Source organism: Psychrobacter sp. Ps4, assembly GCF_022129285.1.
Lineage (GTDB): Bacteria > Pseudomonadota > Gammaproteobacteria > Pseudomonadales > Moraxellaceae > Psychrobacter > Psychrobacter immobilis_A.
The window spans coordinates 1-19,815 of sequence record NZ_JADQAK010000027.1 but is presented as its reverse complement, the minus strand read 5'-3'; the positions used below and the strand labels follow the sequence as shown (position 1 = coordinate 19,815).

Here is a 19,815-nt window from a genome sequence, read left to right as displayed (position 1 = left end):
TCGGTATTTTTTTGACTAAATGATTTTAATGAATTTGATTAAAATAGAATAAAGTTGGGATTTTTGGTGACTGATATGTAAAACTATGCCAAATAAACTTTTATTGTCATTGTTAATTTTACGTTTGCTTAACTTTATTTTTGAGGATAAATATGTCCAGCTCCAATTATTCACAACCTTCTGTGTCTCTACAAAAACCTAACGGTCAACCACCGAACTTACCGCCCACTGACGAGTATGGCGGCCTATTACCGCAGTTATTGGTAGAACCTCGAATGTGCCAAGCAGGATGGGGTATAAGTTGGATTACCAAAGCATTTGCAATATTTAAAGATCAATTTTTATTATGGTTAGCTATTGGTGTTGTTTATTTAATCATTGCTATGATTGGTAGTAGCGTACCCGTGATAAATTTCATTTTTCCTTTTCTTTCCTTTGTTTTTGTTGGTGGAATAATAAAAGGTTGTGCCGATCAAGCTATAGGTAATGAGCTGAGGTTTGACCATCTTTTTTCAGCTTTTTATACGCATCTCAAGCCATTAGTTATTTTATTCGTCTTGTATTTAGTAGCTGTTATTGTTGCAATGATACCTATGCTGATTATATTCGGTGGTATGGCTTTGTCTTTAGCTCAGGAGTCAAGTGACGTTGCGATTGCAGGTATGGTATTGGGTGTTTTATTGGTTTTTGTACTATTATTTCCTGTACTTATGGCTATCTGGTTTGCACCTGCTTTAATTGTGCTTCACAACATTGAGCCTGTTCAGGCAATGAAAATGAGTTTTAAAGGATGTTTAAAAAATATCTTACCATTTTTCGTTTTTTGGTTAATTGCTCCTATAATAATGATATTGATGGTAGTTTTTACACTAGGACTAGGTATGTTAGCACTGCTTCCAATAGGTATGATTACCTACTACACCAGTTACCGAGACGTTTGGACAGATCAACCATTGTCAGCGCTATAGTTGGTTGTTTAACAGACCCTAGTATCAGAAGTACAGTAGGCACAATAAAAAAGCACGCCCATTATATCGAGCGTGCTTTTTTATTGTTTGAAAGCTTTTTTATCATGAAAGAGCGTGGTTAAAAATCGTCATCATTACTACGTTCCGCCGCATCTCTATCAGCGATATCGACAATATCTGGGTAATCGCTGTCATCCAAATTATCGTCCACTAATACTTCATCGATTCGCGATTCGTCTATATTTTGATGATGGATAGGGGTTAGCCCTTGAATTGCATCACTTCCGGCTTGTGAGTTGTCGAATCCTGCGCTATTGTCAATGACATCATCATTATCAATGGTATGCAACATAGGGTCAGCCAAATCAATTTCTTGGCTGTTATTATTGATGTCCGTATCACCTTCAATGTGATCCATTGCTTCTGGTAATGGGCTTTTTGAATGGTCCATTATGGTTTCCTTATTATCGATAGTTATTATTAATGGATGTGACTGATTTTATTTATTAAAAACATTGTGACGTGTTATGACGCTTGCTAATAGTAGTAAGGTGTCACAGGATGTTCAAAAAATGTAAGACAGTTAAATGTAAGACAAGTACAAGATAGACATAAAAATAGGAAATATACGATGGTATCAAGTAGTAGGTTGTTCGTCACAATATCCTTAATCAGTGCCACAATAGGTTTGACGGCTTGTGAAGGTGTACCTTTTTCTGGTAGCAGCGCCCATAGTAGCTTGGATAATGCTGATTTAAAACAGCCGTTAATTATCGATGCCAAATTGCCAAAAGCCACGACAACCATAGACTGCGCACAATTAACGCCGAAGCAAATAGTTAAGGTAAAAGGTCACAGCGTACTCAGTGCAAGCTGTGATTTGACAGCCAAGTCGATACGCTTTGAGTTGAATGATTCACATAGTTCACTTGATTGTCAAGGCACACTACTCAGTACTCGCGCTGATGATGCGTCAACGGCCAGCGCAATTATGATTAAGCCCAAAACAGATAGCGCTATCGAAGATATTACCGTTGCCAACTGTCATGTGGATGGTTATGGTCATGCGCTACATATTCGCCAATATAGCCAGCCCAACCAGCGTTATGCGCGCGGCTTGATAGACCCTGCTGCCAATCGCGCGCTTGCACCAAGCGATATTCGTGTGATTAATGTGAGTAGTCAAAACAGTATCAATAGTGGCATGTTCGTCGGCGATCATGTGCATGGCGTGAGTTTTGATAAAATACGTATTCAAAACGCAGGCACCGTTGGGTTATATCTGGAATTTGGTAGCCGCGATAATGCAATTCAAAATTCGGTGTTTGTCGGTAATGGTTTCCGTACCTTTAAGCCCAATCGTGAGGCCATTGCCGTGGATTCGTCGAGCAATAACCGTATCGAAAACAATCAATTTATCCATAATGGGGCAGGCAGTATTTTGCTGTATCGCAATTGCTTTGAGCATGCTGATGACAGTACGCGGGGCAATCATTTTAAGCGTACCGAGTCGAGCCGTGACAATATGATTCGTGGCAATACTTTTAACGACGAGCCAGTCGGGGTTTGGGTGGCGTCAAGACAGTCACGCAATCTAAAAGGTTTTGAATGCGGTGCTTATTTGCTTAAGCAAACTCCATTTGCGAGCTATCATTTAGACAGTGCTAAGGACAATCAGATCATCGATAATCGATTTGAGCGAGTCGAGCAGGGCATTATCGTGGAGGACGATGGCACGCTAATAGCTGGTAATCAATTCGCTGCTGATGTGAACTTACCGATTAGCGTTGGTTCTGAGATTCGAGAAGACAGCGCAGCAGGGGCGATAAAAGAAACGGTTATCAGCAACAATGTTTTCATTGATAAGACTGCTGAGCAAGCCATAAAAATTCGTGAGGCAAGCAAAACGGCTACTCATATTGAGCAGCCGTAAGTGTGGTTTTATATTAAATAAGCGTTACCGGTAAACAACAGTATAACGAATAGGTGATGTTGCTATTAAGCACCAACCTTTAAGCACCAACCTTGGTATTGACCCAGCGGATTACAGAATCTGGCGTGACTTGCGAGACTGCTTGAAAGAGTTTTGCTGGCATGCCCACAGAGTAATGCGTACTTTTGAGTTTACGATTGGGACTGGTGGTCAATTTACACAATGTTTTGGCCACATCGTTGACCGTTAGATGGATGCCCAAGCGATCCATACTGGTCACTTCGATGTCGGCAGTCATGTCAGATTTGACCCACAGCGGCATCACATCGATCACTTTGATACCTAATTTTTCGTACTCAATATTGAGGCCTTCTGTGAGACCCCGCACAAAAAACTTACTGGCCGCATAAGTCGCGACTTCGGGTTGACCATAGATAGCAGAAGCAGAGGACACATTGATAATTTTGCCGTCTTTGCTATCCGCCAGATAAGGCGCCAGTTTATGACAGCCAATCAAAACACCTTTACAATTGACGTCAATTAACGCCAGTTGCTCATCTAGATTGGTCGTTGGTAATGCGCCACTGACCAGCACCCCAGCATTATTAATGAGTGCATCAATACCACCGAAATGTTCAATCATTTGCTTGATCGCATTGTCCCACGAGTCAGGCTGGGTGACATCCAGCTGACCTGTGATAACACGCTGTTGTTTGACGGCTTTCTTAAAAGATTTGTCTTTAATGGCGCTTTCTAGGGTCGCAGTATTGGTCGCAAATAACCCAATATGATGGCCTTTTTCCGCCAGCTTTTTGGCGGTGGCCAAGCCGATACCACGTGATGCGCCTGTAATCAATATATTCATAATAAGTGACTTAATCGTTATTAATCATGAGTAAATCGAGGTCGTATATTAGGATGCTTATCCCTCGGACTTATTATTATAGCCATTCCACTATAATAATATTAATGCATTAGCCTCGCTTGAGGTATTAAATATACATCTACACTCGGTTGCCTTGTACTATTTTTAAATTGAACCGACTGTAGTATAACAAATTCGTCTAAATATATTTTACTAGAGAGTATAACTATTGATGTAGAGCGCATGGTGATTAATATAACGAGTAGTTATCACTGTTAGCAGAGACACTCTGCGTTAGTGTGAAGCCGTTTGACAATGCAGCTCGCTCGTCTCTTCTGCTTGACAGTCGTACTCGTTTAAGTTTAAGCGCCACAAATAAATCAAGGCAATGCCATAAATAGCAGTCTCTGACAGCTCTTCTGTAATGACGCCCAAAGCTTCGGGAATCATAATGGCGTTTTCGCCCATATATTCTAATAATGCCAAGGCGGCGACGCTAAAATACAAAGAAACGGGTACTTTTTTTAATATTACCCAAAGATAACGCCATGAATAAGCCAATAAACCAACGATCAGCAGATAAACGATGGTCAGGACGAGGTCTTCCCACCAGTCATAAGAATGGCTGAACAACACAAAGTCAGTGGGAACCAATAAGTCTGGTAGATAATTTAACTCACGGCGTATCACAGCAAAGAATACCAGCACCGCTGCCAACCAAAAAGCTCGAATCTGTCTAAACGTATTTGTGGCAGAGCTCTGTATTAAATACTGCACGCAACGTAGCAGACAGGCGAATAAAATAATAATGCCAGGGATTTCGATGATGCCATCTGAACTCAAAATAAAAACCTCCTGATTTTTTAAAATAAAAAAAGTGAGCACAAAGGCTCACTTTAGACCGAAATTTATTTAATTACAGGTAACGTAATAGACCGCTATTATAACGCCAATGTCAGCGCTATAACGTTATTTAATATAACTAATGAGTCATATGTCATTGTTAATACAAGCAAACAAATGCTCTTTGTTGTGCACATTGCTATCGGCTATTTATACCTATGATGATACAACCAATTCAATAGATAGTAGGGTTAAAATAAGGCTTCCATCCGTAATAATGCTGACGGGTAATGGTCCTTATCCGCTGTTTTATCATTGTAATAATTTAGCTCTGTTTGTACATAAAGCCACTCTCGCCAGACAGGTTGGCGGTAGCTTATAGCAGGGCCATAGCTGTTTAATGTTGATTTATCATGGTCAAAGTAACCGCCAGTAGAGACACCATAAGCCAACTGTTTTTCATTGCCCAAATAGTGCACTTGTCTGAGGTCGTTGCTCCAGACTGTGCTTTCTTCATTGTCTTGATTGCGATAACGGATGGCGGTGCGATTATTGATGAACCGCTCAGCATTTGTGCCATATTGCAGATTTAGCCCGCCTTTTGCATAGTGCTCACTATCGAGTCCATAACGATAGTAACTATCACTAGTGACAGTCCATTTTTTATTGTCATACCAGTCTTTATCGGCGCTCACTTTTACGTATAAGTCATCGAGCGAGCGAACCCCGACATCGATATCTGTTTTGACCCCTAACTGCTGCTCAACCTCATGACTAAAACGTGACCAACGTAGGGCGATAGAACCATTGTCTTCCCGCGTTTTTCTTCTGTTGACGAGTCCATCTTGGTTACTGGTACTTGCTTGGTAAGTATCGCCCGTCACATTCTGTTTTAAGAAGGTATCTTCATCCAAATCCTCATCACCGATAATCAGACTTAATCTTTTTTCTAACACTGGCAATCGTAAGCGGCCGCGAATCCTAGGTTCAACGCTCACGTCACTGCCTGATTGTGGATCGTTGACCCAGCGGGTATCTAGTACAACTCGTAAACTGGCTTTGGCGGGTTTTTTGGGATCCGGTTCGCCGAACCAACCGTCCATTTTGTGTGCCCATTCATGCAGTTGCTCTTGGACCTCTTCACGGCGTTCGTCCGTCCAATTTTGTGCTCCTTGTACTGATGGAGCAGACTGCTCGGCAGTTGTTTCGGTAGGTTGAGATCGATAACCAAATTGATTGAGGTTTTCATCTCGATTAGAGTTAGCATCATGATATAACGAAGCCGTGTCAGATTTTAGCGGTTCGACTTTCGGCTCTGTGGTAGACGTAGTATCCGCCCATGCTTGCGTGCATAAACTTAAGCTGGCAAGTGTGTAAAGGGTAATGGTGTTGAGATTTGCTGGTTTAATCATGGAGAGCTTCAATTACTTTGGGTAGCTAAAAAGGACAAACAAAAGTATTATGCCATAGGTCGTTAAGCACATACATATAGAGGCGCTATTATATGAAAGTTTTAATCATTGTAAGCTTGTTTCTGATGGTCTTGCCTTCAGCACATGCTGAAATATCTCTTGATGCTAGGCAAGCTGTTGAAAAAATTATGAGTGTTTATTACAGTTCAAGCTATGATAAGTTGCGTGGTTGTACCTTATATGATGAGGGCTCAGAAACCTATTGCCTCGCTCCTAAGCATTATGAATTTAAAAACATCGAGGGAGTAGATACTTTATATGTATTGGTTTCTGGTGATACGGTGGAAGATGGTGCACGAGTGACACCAGGACTTGGCGGTTTATTTATACTTTATAAATTAGGCAATTCTTGGGTCGTCTCTGCAAGCAGTCCTTATATAAAAAATGGCGGAGCGGGTAGAAGTCAGCTGATAGATTTTGATTTAAGAGAAGTGGGTGCTGATAGGTACGGTTGGGTAGGTAAGTTTTGTGGCTCCGGTGCAGGTGGTCAAACCAATTGTTCTTGGAGTATGTACGCTGCTATGACAAGTGGTAAAGTCGAAGAAGTGGCAAGATTGGATTTAGATTATTCGTATGAGCTTATGAGTAAACCGTCATATGGTGAAGCTGAAAGTGATGTTAGTATCAATACAGGTGGGGTTATGACTCAAGGCTTTTATCCCTTAAAAGTCACTGTCAATTACGAACACGGTCTTTATGATAACAACTACGAGCCAATACCCTCTAGTCTGGATAAAGGTACAGATAGCTTTATTGTAGAGTTCAACGAGCAGACACAGATGTTTAACTTGCCAGATGATAAAAGTTAAGATGAAAAATTCTTATTATCTTTAGCGGTTACTGTATTTATCTTTGTCTATCGAGTATCACTTCAGGCATCGTGTCAAGATAGCTGCTAACAGCTAAGCGATCACCATTTGAATCAAAATAATAAAAATTATTGCCTTTCAAAAACTTAAAAGTATCTATGTAATAATTATCAATGAAAATAGGCATGTCATACTCCGTAGGGACGATTATTTTATTATCTTTATTTATCATGCCATAACCATTCTCTTTTGCCACGACTGCCAAGCCATTATGAAATGAATCAGCATTCAGATAGTTTAAGGGTACAACAGTCTTTCCACTGCTATCAATATAACCCCACAGTTCATCCTTTCTTACAGGTGCTAGTCCTTCTGAGAAATACCTGATTTCGTCAAACTGATATGGAATAGTAAGTTCGCCAGTATCATTAATAACACCCCATTTACCCTCGTACTCAACAGCCGCCTTACCTTCAGAAAAAGGTCTGACATCATCATATATTATCGGAATAATGACTTGGTTTTTTTTGTTGATGTATCCATGATGTTCATTTTTTTTAACGATGGCGAGTCCATCAGAAAACTCAGCAGTAAAGTTATAACTGAATGGAACGATGATATTGGCTTGTTTATCAATAAAACCATATTTCCCATCTTTCTGAGCACTTGCTAAACCTTCATTAAAGTCACATAGCTCACCCCAACTTACTCCCTTCGACAACTTATATCCTGGCAATAATCCGCATGCTATTACGTAATTGCTTAAAGACAAGCTAAAAGCTAGGATGAGTGTGGTCGATAATTGTTTGATAACGGAATCCTTAGTCATCAACGTCAGCTCCTACGAATTAGATACTATCGATTGGGTATGATATGGGCAATCTAAAGAACAGCCCATATCCTATAAAATAAAAACGTTAGGTCTTGAGCTGTTTTATTCTACAAAAATGCTTAATGTGCCTCATCCCAATTCTCGCCAGCACCCGTCTCAACCAATAAAGGCACGGCAAAATCCACGTTCCAGCCTTTTTCAACAGCAGTGGTCGTTAAGACCTCTTGCATTGCATTGGTAATGAGTTGGCTAATTTCATCTACCTTGTCACTATCCACTTCAAACACCAATTCATCATGGACTTGTAGCAGCATTTTGGCTTGCGCTTTTGGCAGTACTTTATCGACGGCAATCATCGCCAGCTTAATTAAATCAGCCGCTGAGCCTTGTAGTGGCGCGTTAATCGCAGCACGTTCCGCGCCTTGTTTGACCATGCGGTTGCTGTGAGTAATATCAGGCGTGTAGAGCTTACGACCCAATATCGTCTCGACATAGCCTTGCTCGTGAGCACTGGCACGGGTATTGATCATATAGTTTTTGACACCCGGGTAGCGATCAAAATACATATCGATATAATCTTGTGCCTCATTGCGGCTCATTTGCAATTGCTTAGCCAGTCCAAAGGCGCTCATGCCATATAGCAGACCAAAGTTAATGGCTTTGGCATTACGGCGCTCGATCGAGGTTACGTCAGCAACATCCTTGCCAAGTACTTCAGCGGCAGTCGCAGCGTGAATATCTAACCCTTCGTTGAAGGCGTCAGTTAAGTTTTTATCGCCTGAGAAATGTGCCATGAGACGCAATTCAATTTGTGAATAATCCGCCGCCAAAATAACGCGACCTTCTGGGGCGATAAAGGCTTGGCGAATCAAGCGGCCAGTCGCAGTACGAATCGGAATATTTTGTAAATTGGGATCAGTCGAAGACAAACGCCCAGTACTGGTCAGTGCTTGATGATAGCTGGTATGGACGCGATCAGTTTCGCTATCTGCGACATTATCAAGCGCATCGGTATAAGTGCTTTTGAGCTTAGATAGACCGCGATATTCTAAGGTAATATCGACCAATGGATGATCGATTTTTGACAGCACGGCCTCACCAGTAGAGTATTGACCCGACTTGGTCTTTTTGCCACCTGGAACGCCGAGTTTTTCAAATAGCATCTCACCGAGCTGCTTAGGTGAGCCGAGGTTAAACTCTTCTCCTGCCACTTCATAGGCGCGTTTTTCTAGCGCGATAATTTCTTCATCGAAGCGCTTTGATAGCTCGTTTAAAAATGGGCGTTTGATTAAGATACCGTTTGCTTCCATCTGGCAGAGTATCTCCGCCGTTGGAATCTCTAGCTCGTGTAGCAATTTGGCATTATTGGCATCGTTCGCCAGCTCAACGCTGAACACCTCAAATAGCTGATAAGTAATGTCAGCATCTTCACAAGCATAGTCGCTAGCAATATCGATGGCGACTTGGTCAAAGGTGACTTGCTTAGCGCCTTTACCAGCGACATCTTCATAGCTGATGGTTTGCGTTTGTAGATAATGGCGTGCTAAATCATCCATACCATGACGAGTGATGGCGGCATTAATCACGTAGCTGGCAAGCATGGTATCCATCGCCCAATTATTGGGACGAGCATGAATGCTACCCAATAAATCGATATCATAATGGCTGAGAATATGCGCATCGTATTTTAAATGCTGACCGATTTTACCGATATTTGGGTTTTCTAAGATAGGTTTTAGGCGAGCCAATACGCTATCGCGGTCGAGCTGTTTAGCCGTCAGTTCGTCACCCTCTAGCGCATGTGTCAGTGGTATGTAATAGGCTTCATGCGCTTGTACCGCAAAAGACAAACCGACGATTTGTGCTTGACGCCAATGGACGCTAGTGGTTTCGGTATCAATGACAAAGTGCGGCGCAGACTCTAATAATTCGACTAGACTCTCAAAAGCTGGTTCGTCGAGCACAGTATGCCACGCTCTATCATGCTGTTTGCCGTTTTGGACATTCTCAATACTGCTTGATTGTAGCGATTTAGCGATTTGTGCTTGTGATTCAGCATCTGCTTGGCTACTTGCAACACTTTGTACGCCGTTCCCATTAGCATTGGCTGGATGGTTTGGGTGGTCAAGAGAAGCAAGCTCATTTCTAAACTCAAGCTCGCTATACAGCTCGCGCAATTCATCTATATGAGCACAAGGATTGGTATCGATTTTCAAATCATTCCAGTCTTGACCGATATCTAAGTCTGTGACGATAGTGGCCAGTTTGGCATTGAATGGAATTTCCTCTGCATGCTCAATCAAGCCTTTAGCGCCGCGTCCTTTAATAAAGCCAATATGCTTTAACATATTGTCGATATCACCGTACTCAACGAGTAAGTCTTTAGCGGTTTTTTTACCGATGCCGGGCACGCCTTTAATGCCGTCAGAGGCGTCACCCATCAAGGTTAAAAAATCAATCATTTGATTTGGATTAATACCGAATTTTTCGATGACCGCTTGGGTGTCTGTCACTTTGCCCGTGAAGCTGTCTTCCAATATGACGCAGTCATTGACCAGTTGCATCATGTCTTTATCGCCGGTTGAGATAACCACATGATGACCTTGCTCGACCGCACGGTGCGCCAGTGTGCCGATAATGTCATCCGCTTCTGCACCTTCGATGCGTAACAGTGGAATGCCCAAAGCGGTTACCAAGCGATGGATATAAGGAATTTGCTCCACCAGCTCTATGTCGATGGGCGGACGAGCCGCCTTATAATCAGCAGACATATGATGGCGAAAGGTCGGTGATTTGGTATCAAAACAGACCGCCATATGGGTGGGATGATATCGACGCATCAATTTTAACAGTGCATTGAGCGTGCCACGGATGGCATTCGTTATCAGCCCTTGCGAGTTTTGCATGGTTTTTGGCAAGGCGTGATACGTGCGGAACAGATAATAAGAGCCATCAACCAAAATAAAAGGTGGCTGATTTTTGTCCACGTGACTGGTGTCCATAGTCGCTACGTTGGGCATGGTATCAAAATTTGGTAAGGCTTTAGGGTCAAGCGCTTGATGCGAGTTGTGGTTATTGTCTACGGAGGAGTCGGTCATATGGTCAGTCATAAAGGTCACTTATTATTAGGTATCAGATAGAGTAAATATCAGATAAAACGATGCTTCCATTATAACGATAAAATCAGACCTTGCCGAACTTCTCGATAGTTATGATATTTCTACTGCTGACAGACGCTCATAAAAAAAGAACCCAGTATTCACTGAGCTCTCTTATAGATAAAGCCGATATTGTTATTGTTAAAAATCTATCTCACTTCTGAAGTCACTTCGCTATCGATATTACCGTGAGTCGCTTTAGAATATGGGCAAACTTTATTGGCTTTTTCGACCAATTTTTGGAACTCATCCGCTGATAGCTCTGTGTTTTCAGCAGTGACATGAATTTTCACGGCTAATTGAAAATCTAAGCCTTCACCTTTCATTAAATCTACGGATACTTCAGTGGTAGAGTCAAACTTTGCTTTTTCTGCCCCTTTGACCGCAGCAAGTGCGCCATCAAAGCAGGCTGCATAGCCCATCGCAAATAACTGTTCTGGATTATTACCGTCCTTACTGGAACCCGGCGCGACCATATTAATCGTCAAATCACTGTCTTGCAGACTGGCATTACCTGTACGGCCGCCAGTAACTGTTGCTTTGGTGGAATATAGTGTTTTCATAACATATCCTTTGTTGTGAGTTTTTATGTTCAAGCATTAAATTTTGATAGGGATTCAGCATAACAAACCAGTGCATGAGCAATATAGGTCAGTCGTAAGTATATACTGTGGATTTGTAAGTGAACTGTTAGTAGAATCTTTAGCTGCATTTAACTATCGCAGGAAAAGCTTAATCGCTATAAGTAACAGAAGTATTAATGTAATATAGGAATATAGCTGTAAAAAATAAAGTTACCAAAATAGATGATAAAAAATCTAACCAATAAAGGTCTTATTCGATGAATAAATCAATGGTGTTACCTATTGCACTTTCTTTGCTAACATTTACCCTTGCTGGCTGCGGCGGGGAGGATGATGGTATTTATGGTTCGGGTAGTAATAAGATTACGCTGACCAGCTTTGACAATAGCTATGATAAGCAAGCGAAAGATAGCGCTATTGCACGCATCGATGAGACCTACCGTACTGGTGAGCGTGAAATCAAGATAAAAAATATCGTTAATAATTATAGTAATCAAGGTTTGAATACTTTGGACAGAACGGTATTATCAGACAATTTTGAAGGGCGACTGGAAAACAAAAACATTGAAGTTGATAACCGCACTGTCAAACGCCCTATCTATGAAAAAGACAGTAATAACAAGCTAGACTACGAAACCAATTATAAGACGCTTAACTTATCAGGCTTGCAGGCAAACAGTTATAGCGCTGGTACAAACATAAATAACAGTCGCGGTATTCTCACCGACTTAAATAATTATCCTAAGATTCCAGCCAATGCAGAGTTTCCGATAGGTTCTGTTTGCTATATTCCAGTAGTCGAGAGCGAACGCTCGTTTTTAGCCTTTAACGACAAAAACAAGACGGGATATACATCGCTTGATAAGTGGATTGATGCAGCTGAAGACCGCTTTAGCGATGATAGAGGCTACAGAACTTCTGAGTTTGGTGTAGGCATAGGCAATAAGCAAAAAGCGGCACAAGTGACGTTCTTTGAATACCGGAATCAGCCTGCTTATCAGTACAATGGTGTCGAATATAACGATGGCACGGATGATAAAAATGCTATTTATGAAGCAAATTATGTTGCCAAAGGTGTGATGAATCCGAATACCAACAGTATTCGCGGTGTGGTGGATTGTACGATAGTCAATGAAGCCGCAGGAGATTTCTTGGCCGCACAAATCAAACGCTACTATTAATCTTAAAAAAGCATCGTGTTAAAAAACTGACCAACACTCTCTATTTAACTATCTAGGGAGTGTTTTTTTATGCGCTAATTCTGCACCTTGACGCTAAATCCGCTACAATACGCTCATTATTTATTCTATTTAGTTAGATTACTGTCTAAAAGACAGCCTTTTTGAAGTTAAGGTTGAAGCCAAAAATTATGAGCGTAGATCCAAAGAAATTAAACAAAGAAGTGGCTAAACGCCGTACTTTTGCCATTATCTCGCATCCCGATGCAGGTAAAACCACCATGACTGAAAAGTTACTATTATGGGGTCAGGCAATTCAGGTAGTAGGCGAGGTCAAAGGCCGCAAAACTGATCGACATGCGACATCAGACTGGATGAGTATGGAGCAAGAGCGTGGTATCTCGATCACCACTTCTGTCATGCAGTTTCCTTATCAAGACCATGTGGTCAACCTATTGGATACACCAGGTCACGCCGATTTTAGTGAAGATACCTATCGCACCTTGACCGCTGTGGATAGCGCGCTGATGATGGTCGATGGTGCTAAAGGGGTCGAAGAGCGAACCATCAAGCTGATGGAAGTCTGCCGCATGCGCGACACGCCAATCATCTCATTTGTTAACAAACTGGATCGTCAAATTCGTGAGCCGCTTGAGCTGCTTAGCGAGATTGAGGCAGTGTTAAAAATTAAATGTATTCCAGTGACTTGGCCTATCGGTATGGGACAAGATTTCGTTGGTGTCTATCATCTGACCGAAAACAAAACCTACCTTTATGAAAAAGGTAATGGCGGCAAGATGACAGTCTCTGAGACTCGCGCGGGCTATGATTATCCGGACATTCGTGAGCGTTTGGGTCAATTGATGTTTGATGCCTTCGAAGAGTCACTTGAGCTGGTACAAATGGCGTTAGAAGAATTTAGCGTTGAGGCGTTCTTAGCGGGCGAGATGACGCCAGTATTATTCGGTACGGCATTGGGCAACTTTGGCGTAAGCATGGTACTTGATACCTTGATCAAATATGCACCGCCACCCAAGTCGCATCCGACCAATGAGCGTGAAGTGGCAGCAACAGAAACAGATTTTAGCGGTTTTGTCTTTAAGATTCAGGCCAATATGGACCCACGCCACCGTGATCGCATTGCATTTTTACGCGTGTGTTCAGGCAAGTATGAAAAAGGCATGAAGCTGAAGCATGTACGTTTGGGTAAAGACGTACGCATTGCCGATGCACTGACCTTTTTGGCAGGTGATCGCGAAGCGTTAGAAGAAGCGTATCCGGGTGATATCATCGGTTTGCATAATCATGGCACTATCTCTATCGGTGACAGTTTTACCGAAGGCGAGGAGCTGAATTTTACGGGTATTCCGCATTTCGCGCCTGAATTGTTCCGCCGTGTCATTCTAAAAGATCCGCTCAAATCTAAAGCCTTGCAAAAAGGGCTACAGCAGCTAAGCGAAGAGGGCGCGACACAGGTCTTTATGCCGCAGATTAACAACGATTTAATCTTGGGTGCGGTTGGTGTACTACAGTTTGAAGTGGTCGCGCATCGTCTCAAAGAAGAGTACAAAGTACAGTGTATCTTTGAGCCAGTATCGATCGCCACCGTACGCTGGATTCATTGTGATGATGAAGTGGCATTAGCGAAATTTAAACGCAAAGCCCATGACCAGTTGTCGCTAGATGGCGGTGGTTATTTAACGTATCTTGCCCCATCACGGGTCAACTTGCAGCTTATGCAAGATCGCTATCCAGAAGTCACTTTTAGTAATACTCGTGAGCATTAAAATCCATTATTTCATGAGTTAGTTTATCTTTTAAGACACGCCAGCCGTGTCTTTTTTATTAGCTTAGATTTAGGCATTAAACGAGAGAGGGTAGGTAGCTATTCGTTAGCAGGAGACAGCAAAACCCTAAAAACACAAACAGTGTTCCTACAATACATCGTCATTGTTACGGTAGAATATCAAGTAACATCTTATGTTTATGAAAGAGGATATATGAACGCTGCGAATCAAATTGATATCAATAAGCCAACAATGAATCCGCATTTATCGATGACAGCAAGTCGTAGTCGTCTGCTGAGACTGCTTGCCGGCAGTTTACTGCTAGGTAGCATCGCGATGCCTGCAAATGCAGGTAATCTCATCAGTAGCACGGATTATCTAGAATATGAGCTGCCTAAAAAAGTGCAAGCACAGTGTGTTGAGCGCGATAACTGTCCAGAGATTGACATCAAATATCTGAAGACCAACCACGATTGGATCAATGATATTGCCAATGCGCGTATTAATAATTTAGTCGTTAATAGTAAACCGACTGAATCTGCGCCTATCAAAACGAAAGTCAATCAGACAATGGTGAAAGCCGCCATTGATGACTTTGCCAGCTCACAGTTTGTAGATATGCCAGAAGGCAGTTCATGGGCTTATAGCCTAATGGTAACGCCTGAGTATTTAGGTCATGTCAGTGATTTTGAACTGTTTGAAATCAATACTTATGTCTTTACTGGTGGCGCTCATGGCATGCCTTATAGCGAATACTTAATATTTGACCTTGGCACCAAAAAACAAATCACGCTTGAGGATATGCTTCAATCAGGCAAGGAATCACGTTTTAAAACGCTTGCTTATGATGCTTATAAAACGTGGGTCAAAACGGTTGACGACGATGTCAGCAGTTATGAGAAAAACTGGCCATTTACCTTAAGTAATAATGTGACACTAACGGACAAAGGCATCGATATTCGTTACCAACATTATGCTATCGGCCCATATGCTTATGGTATGCCGGTACTTAGTATTCCGTACAGTAAGCTCGACGGTGTCATAAAGCCGCACTTTATACCTAAATAGTTCGGATGGTCATTGCATAACTTATTACGGTTTATATTAAAAAAATCGTAAAATCTCTTAAAAAATTGGCAATGATTTATCTAAAACCATTTGAAATTTAATAAAAGAATAAGGAGTTACCGCATGACGAACAATACAGATAGTATGAAGGCGACAGTCGACACAGAGATTTGGCAACTTAATGCATTAACAGAAGCGCTTGGTGACCTAACGTTGACGGTCAATGACAGCCTGTCTGTTGGTCGTGGCAGCGACAATGACGTGGTACTTGGTAGCAAGCAAGTATCGCGTAATCATGCGGTGTTAAGCATCTTAGATGGTCGATTGTATGTCAAAGATTTAGACTCATCGAACGGCACATTTATCAACGAGCAGCGTATCGAAGGCAATACATCGAGCCTTTTACAGGTAGATGATACCATTGGATTTGCCAGTTTCAGCTTTCAGGTGAACGCGCCACTTGCTGCTACAGATACTGATGTATTAGCGCCCGTAGCAGTAGAGGATTCAGTGGCTGAGACTGAGACAGTGGTTGCTGAAACGACTGCCGAAACAAAGGCTGTCGAAGACTTGACGGTGAGTGAACCTGTTGTGCATGAATCAGTAGCAAAAGAGCCGATTGTTAAGCAAACGGGCGTCGAAGCTATACTGCCTGTGACAGCTGATGTGAAGGCAGTACCTGTTGATACAGCCTCGGATAGAGTAGCAGACTCAGTAGGGGTAGCTGAGACCAGTGTTAATGAAACAGTTGAACCAGTCTTACAGGAGCCGATTCAGGAGCCGATTGTGAAACAAACGGGTATCGATGAAGTCTTAACGGCTATAGATAATACCGTGTCCGACACAACTGACGCGGCACCAGTCGCTGCTGCAACTGTAGCAGATGCACAACCTGCTGTAAGTCAGCCAGAAGCCGTCACAGCGACAGAGGCGGCACCGACAGCACCTGCTCATGATACGTTATTAGTAGAGCAGTCAGCTGTACATGAAAAGCCAGCAGTTGAATCAGAGCATGACAAAACGACTAAAACTGCTCTACAAGAAGAAGCAGATCCCGATATTCTACGAGCTAAGCAGGCGGCAACCGCACAATTTTCTGGCACTGCCAATTTAGGTCAATCTCGTGATCTTGGGACAGAAGGTAATAATGCGATGGATCAGGCTATCAGTAATTCAGCCAATGCAGGACAGGCAGAGAAAAAACCAAGCGGTGGTTGGTTTATTTGGGTGTTTATTGCCATCATCATTATTGCGTTAGCATTGTGGTTATTTAACATGGGCGGTGCGTAACCAAGTACTGACCAGTGCGTTTGAGATACTCTAATCCAATCGAGCTTTGGTATAATTATTAGCCAATTGTTAGCTACTATCGGCTAATAGTCCAGTAACTCTCACGAATATGCCACTTTGATAGCGTCAACATTCAATAGAGTGTTGACGCTATATTTTATTTAACAGTCTGCTGTTTTATCTTTTGCCAATATTTTGTTAAGAGAGCATTATTATGATGAACTTTGAAGAATATCAAGCTTTTAAAGACCGTGGCTTTAGTCATGCTCCACTGATAAAAAAACGTCTAATGGACGCACAGACACCAGTATCTGTATTTTCTAAGGTACGTGATTTAAGCGGCTCTGCATATTTATTTGAGTCTGTCGTAGGCGGGGAGCGTTGGGCACGATATTCGATGATTGGTTTAGGTAGTGATCTCATTTTGCAGTATGCCGATGGTAATATGACCGTCAAAAAAAATGACCATACCGATGTCGATGCAGTCGCTGACCCGTTTGACTATATCCGTCAGCTAATGGCGCAATATAAGATGCCAACAGTCGAGGATATTGCAACGCTACCGAGCTTTAGCGGCGGCTTAGTAGGTTACTTTGGCTATGACATGGTGAGGGTTATCGAGCCAAGCGTGGGTTTGTCAGACGCCCCCAATCCGATGACAATGCCGGATATGTGGCTGATGCTGTCAATGAGCGTGATTGTTTTTGACAGTTTAGAAAATACGTTATCTATCATCGTTTATGCTGATTGTCACACTGAAGATGGCTATAGCAATGCCATCCGCGAACTAGAAAAAATTGAAGAAAAACTGGCAGAAATGCCAAATCTGAGCGCACCCGTAATGCCGACGCCGACATTTACCTCACAAACAGGCGCGCAGAAATATTGTCATGATGTCAATAAAATAAAGGATTACATTTTAGCAGGCGATGTCATGCAAGTCGTTTCTGCGCAGCGTTTGACGGCCGATTATACTGGCGACTCATTAGCAGTCTATCGTGCCCTACGGTTTTTAAACCCATCGCCGTATTTATTCTTGGTACATGGTTACACCCTCGATGATCACAAGCGTTTCGACATTATTGGAGCATCCCCTGAGATATTATCACGTATCGAAAATGGCAAAGTGACAGTACGACCATTGGCGGGTACTCGTAGACGTGGAAAAAATGAGGCGGAAGATTTAGCGCTTGAAAAAGAGCTGTTGAATGATAAAAAAGAGATCGCCGAGCACTTGATGCTTATCGATTTGGGTCGTAATGATATTGGCCGCGTTTGTGAATATGGCAGTGTCAAAGTCACCGAAAAGATGTTTGTCGAGCGTTATTCGCAAGTGATGCACATTGCTTCTAATGTTGAAGGGACGATATTGCCCAATAAGGATGCGTTGGATGTTTTTTGTGCGACGTTCCCCGCTGGTACGTTATCAGGTGCGCCCAAAATACGCGCCATGCAAATCATTGACGAGATAGAGCCAGTCCGCCGAACGGTATTTGGCGGCTCAGTCGGTTATCTGGGCTGGCATGGCAACATGGATACCGCCATTGCTATTCGTACTGCTGTGATGCGCCGTGGTAAAATTCATATCCAAGCGGGTGCTGGGGTTGTTGCTGATTCTATTCCAGAAGCAGAGTGGGAAGAGACCAACAAAAAAGCATTGGCGTTGGTCAAAGCGGTAAAAATGGCGTGTAATGGTTTACGGATTCGCTAGGGACTCCAGTCATAAACACACAGTATGCCGTCAGCGTCAAAAAACAGCTTATTTCTATTTGAAAAAAATAGTAACATAATCAACTATTTATATATTTTTATTAAAATAATCATAAAAAATATGAAAAAGGGCTTGCGTCTTTCAAAAAATTTGATAGAATAGCCACCACTTTAAGAGAACAAGCCGACTTAGCTCAGTTGGTAGAGCAACTGACTTGTAATCAGTAGGTCGCCAGTTCGATCCCGGCAGTCGGCACCATCTCTCTTAAAGTAGCTTTTTATGAATCTGTCTTAAACTAAAGCCATTTTTGTTTAAAGCAACCTAAGGTGGGATTGGGGAGCGGTCAAACCCAACAGACTGTAAATCTGTCGCGAAAGCTTCGAAGGTTCGAATCCTTCTCCCACCACCATATTTTTTAAGTTTGTCATAGCGCCAAGCATACTCTTTATACTTAATGACTCTCGATTAGAGTCTTCTTGAATAAGAGTAATTGCGGGTGTGGTATAATGGTAACACCTTAGCCTTCCAAGCTAATGACGCGGGTTCGATTCCCGCCACCCGCTCCATATATACAACATCGCAAAGATTACCAATAAATCATCACGACAGTCAGTTTTAGTATTGCTGTATCGTGATATTTTTTTTAGTAAATCCATAAGTTGTTTTTTGTGGTTATTAAAAACATGCTCATATAGCTCAGCGGTAGAGCACTCCCTTGGTAAGGGAGAGGTCTTGAGTTCAATTCTCAATATGAGCTCCATTTATTGTTTAAACCTCTTGTGTTTGCTTTGCCATCTTTAAACAGTTCGTGTCGATATCGAAATTACAAAATATTGAAAATTATAAATTACAGTGTAGCAAATAATATTTAAGGGTGACACTGACGTGTTGCCTTTTAGTGCTGTCAATTTATTAAGTTATCAATACATGAGTAATTATATAAAAGTATCTAAGACAAAATTATTTAAGATAAAAGCATCTAGGTTCGGCAGGCTCCAATATTATTAATGATTTACACTGAGATAAAGTAGTGCAACAGCGATAATGTATAATATCTTGCAATATTCACTAGATTAAAAAATATGTATAATGTTTAAACTTATGTGTGCAGCATTGAAATGCATGATCTGAGCACATATATACAGTCGTAAAGTGATCAAACAGTTTTAGTAGATAAGCCATAGCGTCAACGGTTTGATGGTTCTGTATGCATCATGAGCCGTCAAACAGCTATTCACCGATCTTTGATTGATAAAGATTCACCAAAAAAAGAGGAAATACCCATGGCAAAGGCCAAGTTTGAACGCGTAAAGCCAC

At 42.0% G+C, this 19,815-nt stretch carries 15 protein-coding genes and 4 tRNA genes; 12 read left to right on the top strand and 7 right to left on the bottom strand.

What is annotated here, in order from left to right; genetic code table 11:
- The first annotated feature begins 152 nt into the window (after positions 1-152).
- Positions 153-968: a BPSS1780 family membrane protein gene (locus I3252_RS13025; protein ID WP_201552938.1), complete on the top strand. Its 816-nt coding sequence runs from the start codon at positions 153-155 to the stop codon at positions 966-968.
- 118 nt (positions 969-1,086) lie between these two features.
- Here the strand turns inward: I3252_RS13025 and I3252_RS13020 are convergent, their stop codons facing one another.
- Complete coding sequence (locus I3252_RS13020) at positions 1,087-1,419, bottom strand: hypothetical protein (RefSeq protein ID WP_201555010.1); 333 nt, start codon at positions 1,417-1,419, stop codon at positions 1,087-1,089.
- A 180-nt stretch (positions 1,420-1,599) separates the two neighbouring features.
- Between I3252_RS13020 and I3252_RS13015 the strand changes: the two genes are divergently transcribed.
- Positions 1,600-2,901 carry a right-handed parallel beta-helix repeat-containing protein gene (locus I3252_RS13015; protein ID WP_238035522.1) on the top strand — a complete coding sequence of 434 codons (1,302 nt, stop codon included), beginning with the start codon at positions 1,600-1,602 and terminating at the stop codon, positions 2,899-2,901.
- A 79-nt stretch (positions 2,902-2,980) separates the two neighbouring features.
- Here I3252_RS13015 and I3252_RS13010 read toward each other — a convergent pair whose 3' ends face one another.
- The 3 genes from I3252_RS13010 to I3252_RS13000 all read right to left on the bottom strand — a co-directional run bounded on the left by I3252_RS13010 (position 2,981) and on the right by I3252_RS13000 (position 6,021).
- Positions 2,981-3,766 (bottom strand): SDR family NAD(P)-dependent oxidoreductase, encoded by a 786-nt coding sequence (locus I3252_RS13010; protein WP_238035520.1) that lies wholly within the window; start codon positions 3,764-3,766, stop codon positions 2,981-2,983.
- Positions 3,767-4,060: 294 nt separating this feature from the next.
- The gene (locus I3252_RS13005) at positions 4,061-4,609 is read right to left on the bottom strand and encodes a hypothetical protein (protein WP_238035518.1); all 549 of its coding nucleotides are present in this window, start codon (positions 4,607-4,609) and stop codon (positions 4,061-4,063) included.
- Positions 4,610-4,860: 251 nt separating this feature from the next.
- Positions 4,861-6,021, bottom strand: coding sequence for a hypothetical protein (locus tag I3252_RS13000; RefSeq protein ID WP_201552955.1), 1,161 nt, complete (start codon positions 6,019-6,021; stop codon positions 4,861-4,863).
- Between the two features lie 92 nt (positions 6,022-6,113).
- Between I3252_RS13000 and I3252_RS12995 the strand changes: the two genes are divergently transcribed.
- The gene (locus tag I3252_RS12995; protein ID WP_201502018.1) at positions 6,114-6,890 is read left to right on the top strand and encodes a hypothetical protein; all 777 of its coding nucleotides are present in this window, start codon (positions 6,114-6,116) and stop codon (positions 6,888-6,890) included.
- Positions 6,891-6,927: 37 nt separating this feature from the next.
- Here the strand turns inward: I3252_RS12995 and I3252_RS12990 are convergent, their stop codons facing one another.
- The 3 genes from I3252_RS12990 to I3252_RS12980 form a co-directional block, all read right to left on the bottom strand.
- Entirely contained in the window at positions 6,928-7,719 is a 792-nt protein-coding gene (locus I3252_RS12990) for a WG repeat-containing protein (RefSeq protein ID WP_201502019.1), read from the bottom strand.
- A gap of 122 nt (positions 7,720-7,841) precedes the next feature.
- Positions 7,842-10,820, bottom strand: a complete 2,979-nt coding sequence (gene polA / locus I3252_RS12985) for a DNA polymerase I (RefSeq protein WP_238035537.1) — start codon at positions 10,818-10,820, stop codon at positions 7,842-7,844.
- A 209-nt stretch (positions 10,821-11,029) separates the two neighbouring features.
- The gene (locus tag I3252_RS12980) at positions 11,030-11,443 is read right to left on the bottom strand and encodes an organic hydroperoxide resistance protein (RefSeq protein ID WP_060490459.1); all 414 of its coding nucleotides are present in this window, start codon (positions 11,441-11,443) and stop codon (positions 11,030-11,032) included.
- Positions 11,444-11,721: 278 nt separating this feature from the next.
- On the opposite strand from I3252_RS12980, the gene I3252_RS12975 reads away from it, so the two are divergent.
- From I3252_RS12975 to I3252_RS12935, 9 genes are all read left to right on the top strand, one after another.
- Positions 11,722-12,645, top strand: a complete 924-nt coding sequence (locus I3252_RS12975; RefSeq protein ID WP_201552958.1) for a hypothetical protein — start codon at positions 11,722-11,724, stop codon at positions 12,643-12,645.
- 188 nt (positions 12,646-12,833) lie between these two features.
- Positions 12,834-14,429, top strand: a complete 1,596-nt coding sequence (locus tag I3252_RS12970) for a peptide chain release factor 3 (protein WP_238035516.1) — start codon at positions 12,834-12,836, stop codon at positions 14,427-14,429.
- 213 nt (positions 14,430-14,642) lie between these two features.
- On the top strand, positions 14,643-15,497 hold the full coding sequence (locus tag I3252_RS12965; RefSeq protein WP_238035515.1) for an RsiV family protein: 855 nt from the start codon (positions 14,643-14,645) through the stop codon (positions 15,495-15,497).
- Between the two features lie 123 nt (positions 15,498-15,620).
- Positions 15,621-16,787: an FHA domain-containing protein gene (locus I3252_RS12960; RefSeq protein WP_238035513.1), complete on the top strand. Its 1,167-nt coding sequence runs from the start codon at positions 15,621-15,623 to the stop codon at positions 16,785-16,787.
- A 214-nt stretch (positions 16,788-17,001) separates the two neighbouring features.
- Positions 17,002-18,498: a chorismate-binding protein gene (locus I3252_RS12955; protein ID WP_238035511.1), complete on the top strand. Its 1,497-nt coding sequence runs from the start codon at positions 17,002-17,004 to the stop codon at positions 18,496-18,498.
- A gap of 182 nt (positions 18,499-18,680) precedes the next feature.
- Positions 18,681-18,756 (top strand) — tRNA-Thr (locus I3252_RS12950).
- A 67-nt stretch (positions 18,757-18,823) separates the two neighbouring features.
- Positions 18,824-18,907: transfer RNA gene (locus I3252_RS12945), tRNA-Tyr, on the top strand.
- An 83-nt stretch (positions 18,908-18,990) separates the two neighbouring features.
- A tRNA-Gly gene (locus I3252_RS12940) sits at positions 18,991-19,064 on the top strand.
- A gap of 119 nt (positions 19,065-19,183) precedes the next feature.
- Positions 19,184-19,258 (top strand) — tRNA-Thr (locus I3252_RS12935).
- The last annotated feature ends 557 nt before the right edge of the window (positions 19,259-19,815 follow it).

Bases quoted from the DNA above. Each gene is read 5' to 3' on its own strand.
- I3252_RS12980 (WP_060490459.1), bottom strand. From the start codon at position 11,443: ATGAAAACACTATATTCCACCAAAGCAACAGTTACTGGCGGCCGTACA.
- I3252_RS13000 (WP_201552955.1), bottom strand. From the start codon at position 6,021: ATGATTAAACCAGCAAATCTCAACACCATTACCCTTTACACACTTGCC.
- I3252_RS12960 (WP_238035513.1), top strand. From the start codon at position 15,621: ATGACGAACAATACAGATAGTATGAAGGCGACAGTCGACACAGAGATT.
- I3252_RS12975 (WP_201552958.1), top strand. From the start codon at position 11,722: ATGAATAAATCAATGGTGTTACCTATTGCACTTTCTTTGCTAACATTT.
- I3252_RS12955 (WP_238035511.1), top strand. From the start codon at position 17,002: ATGATGAACTTTGAAGAATATCAAGCTTTTAAAGACCGTGGCTTTAGT.
- I3252_RS12990 (WP_201502019.1), bottom strand. From the start codon at position 7,719: ATGACTAAGGATTCCGTTATCAAACAATTATCGACCACACTCATCCTA.
- I3252_RS12965 (WP_238035515.1), top strand. From the start codon at position 14,643: ATGAACGCTGCGAATCAAATTGATATCAATAAGCCAACAATGAATCCG.
- I3252_RS13015 (WP_238035522.1), top strand. From the start codon at position 1,600: ATGGTATCAAGTAGTAGGTTGTTCGTCACAATATCCTTAATCAGTGCC.
- I3252_RS13020 (WP_201555010.1), bottom strand. From the start codon at position 1,419: ATGGACCATTCAAAAAGCCCATTACCAGAAGCAATGGATCACATTGAA.
- I3252_RS13010 (WP_238035520.1), bottom strand. From the start codon at position 3,766: ATGAATATATTGATTACAGGCGCATCACGTGGTATCGGCTTGGCCACC.
- I3252_RS13025 (WP_201552938.1), top strand. From the start codon at position 153: ATGTCCAGCTCCAATTATTCACAACCTTCTGTGTCTCTACAAAAACCT.
- polA (WP_238035537.1), bottom strand. From the start codon at position 10,820: ATGACCGACTCCTCCGTAGACAATAACCACAACTCGCATCAAGCGCTT.
- I3252_RS12970 (WP_238035516.1), top strand. From the start codon at position 12,834: ATGAGCGTAGATCCAAAGAAATTAAACAAAGAAGTGGCTAAACGCCGT.
- I3252_RS12995 (WP_201502018.1), top strand. From the start codon at position 6,114: ATGAAAGTTTTAATCATTGTAAGCTTGTTTCTGATGGTCTTGCCTTCA.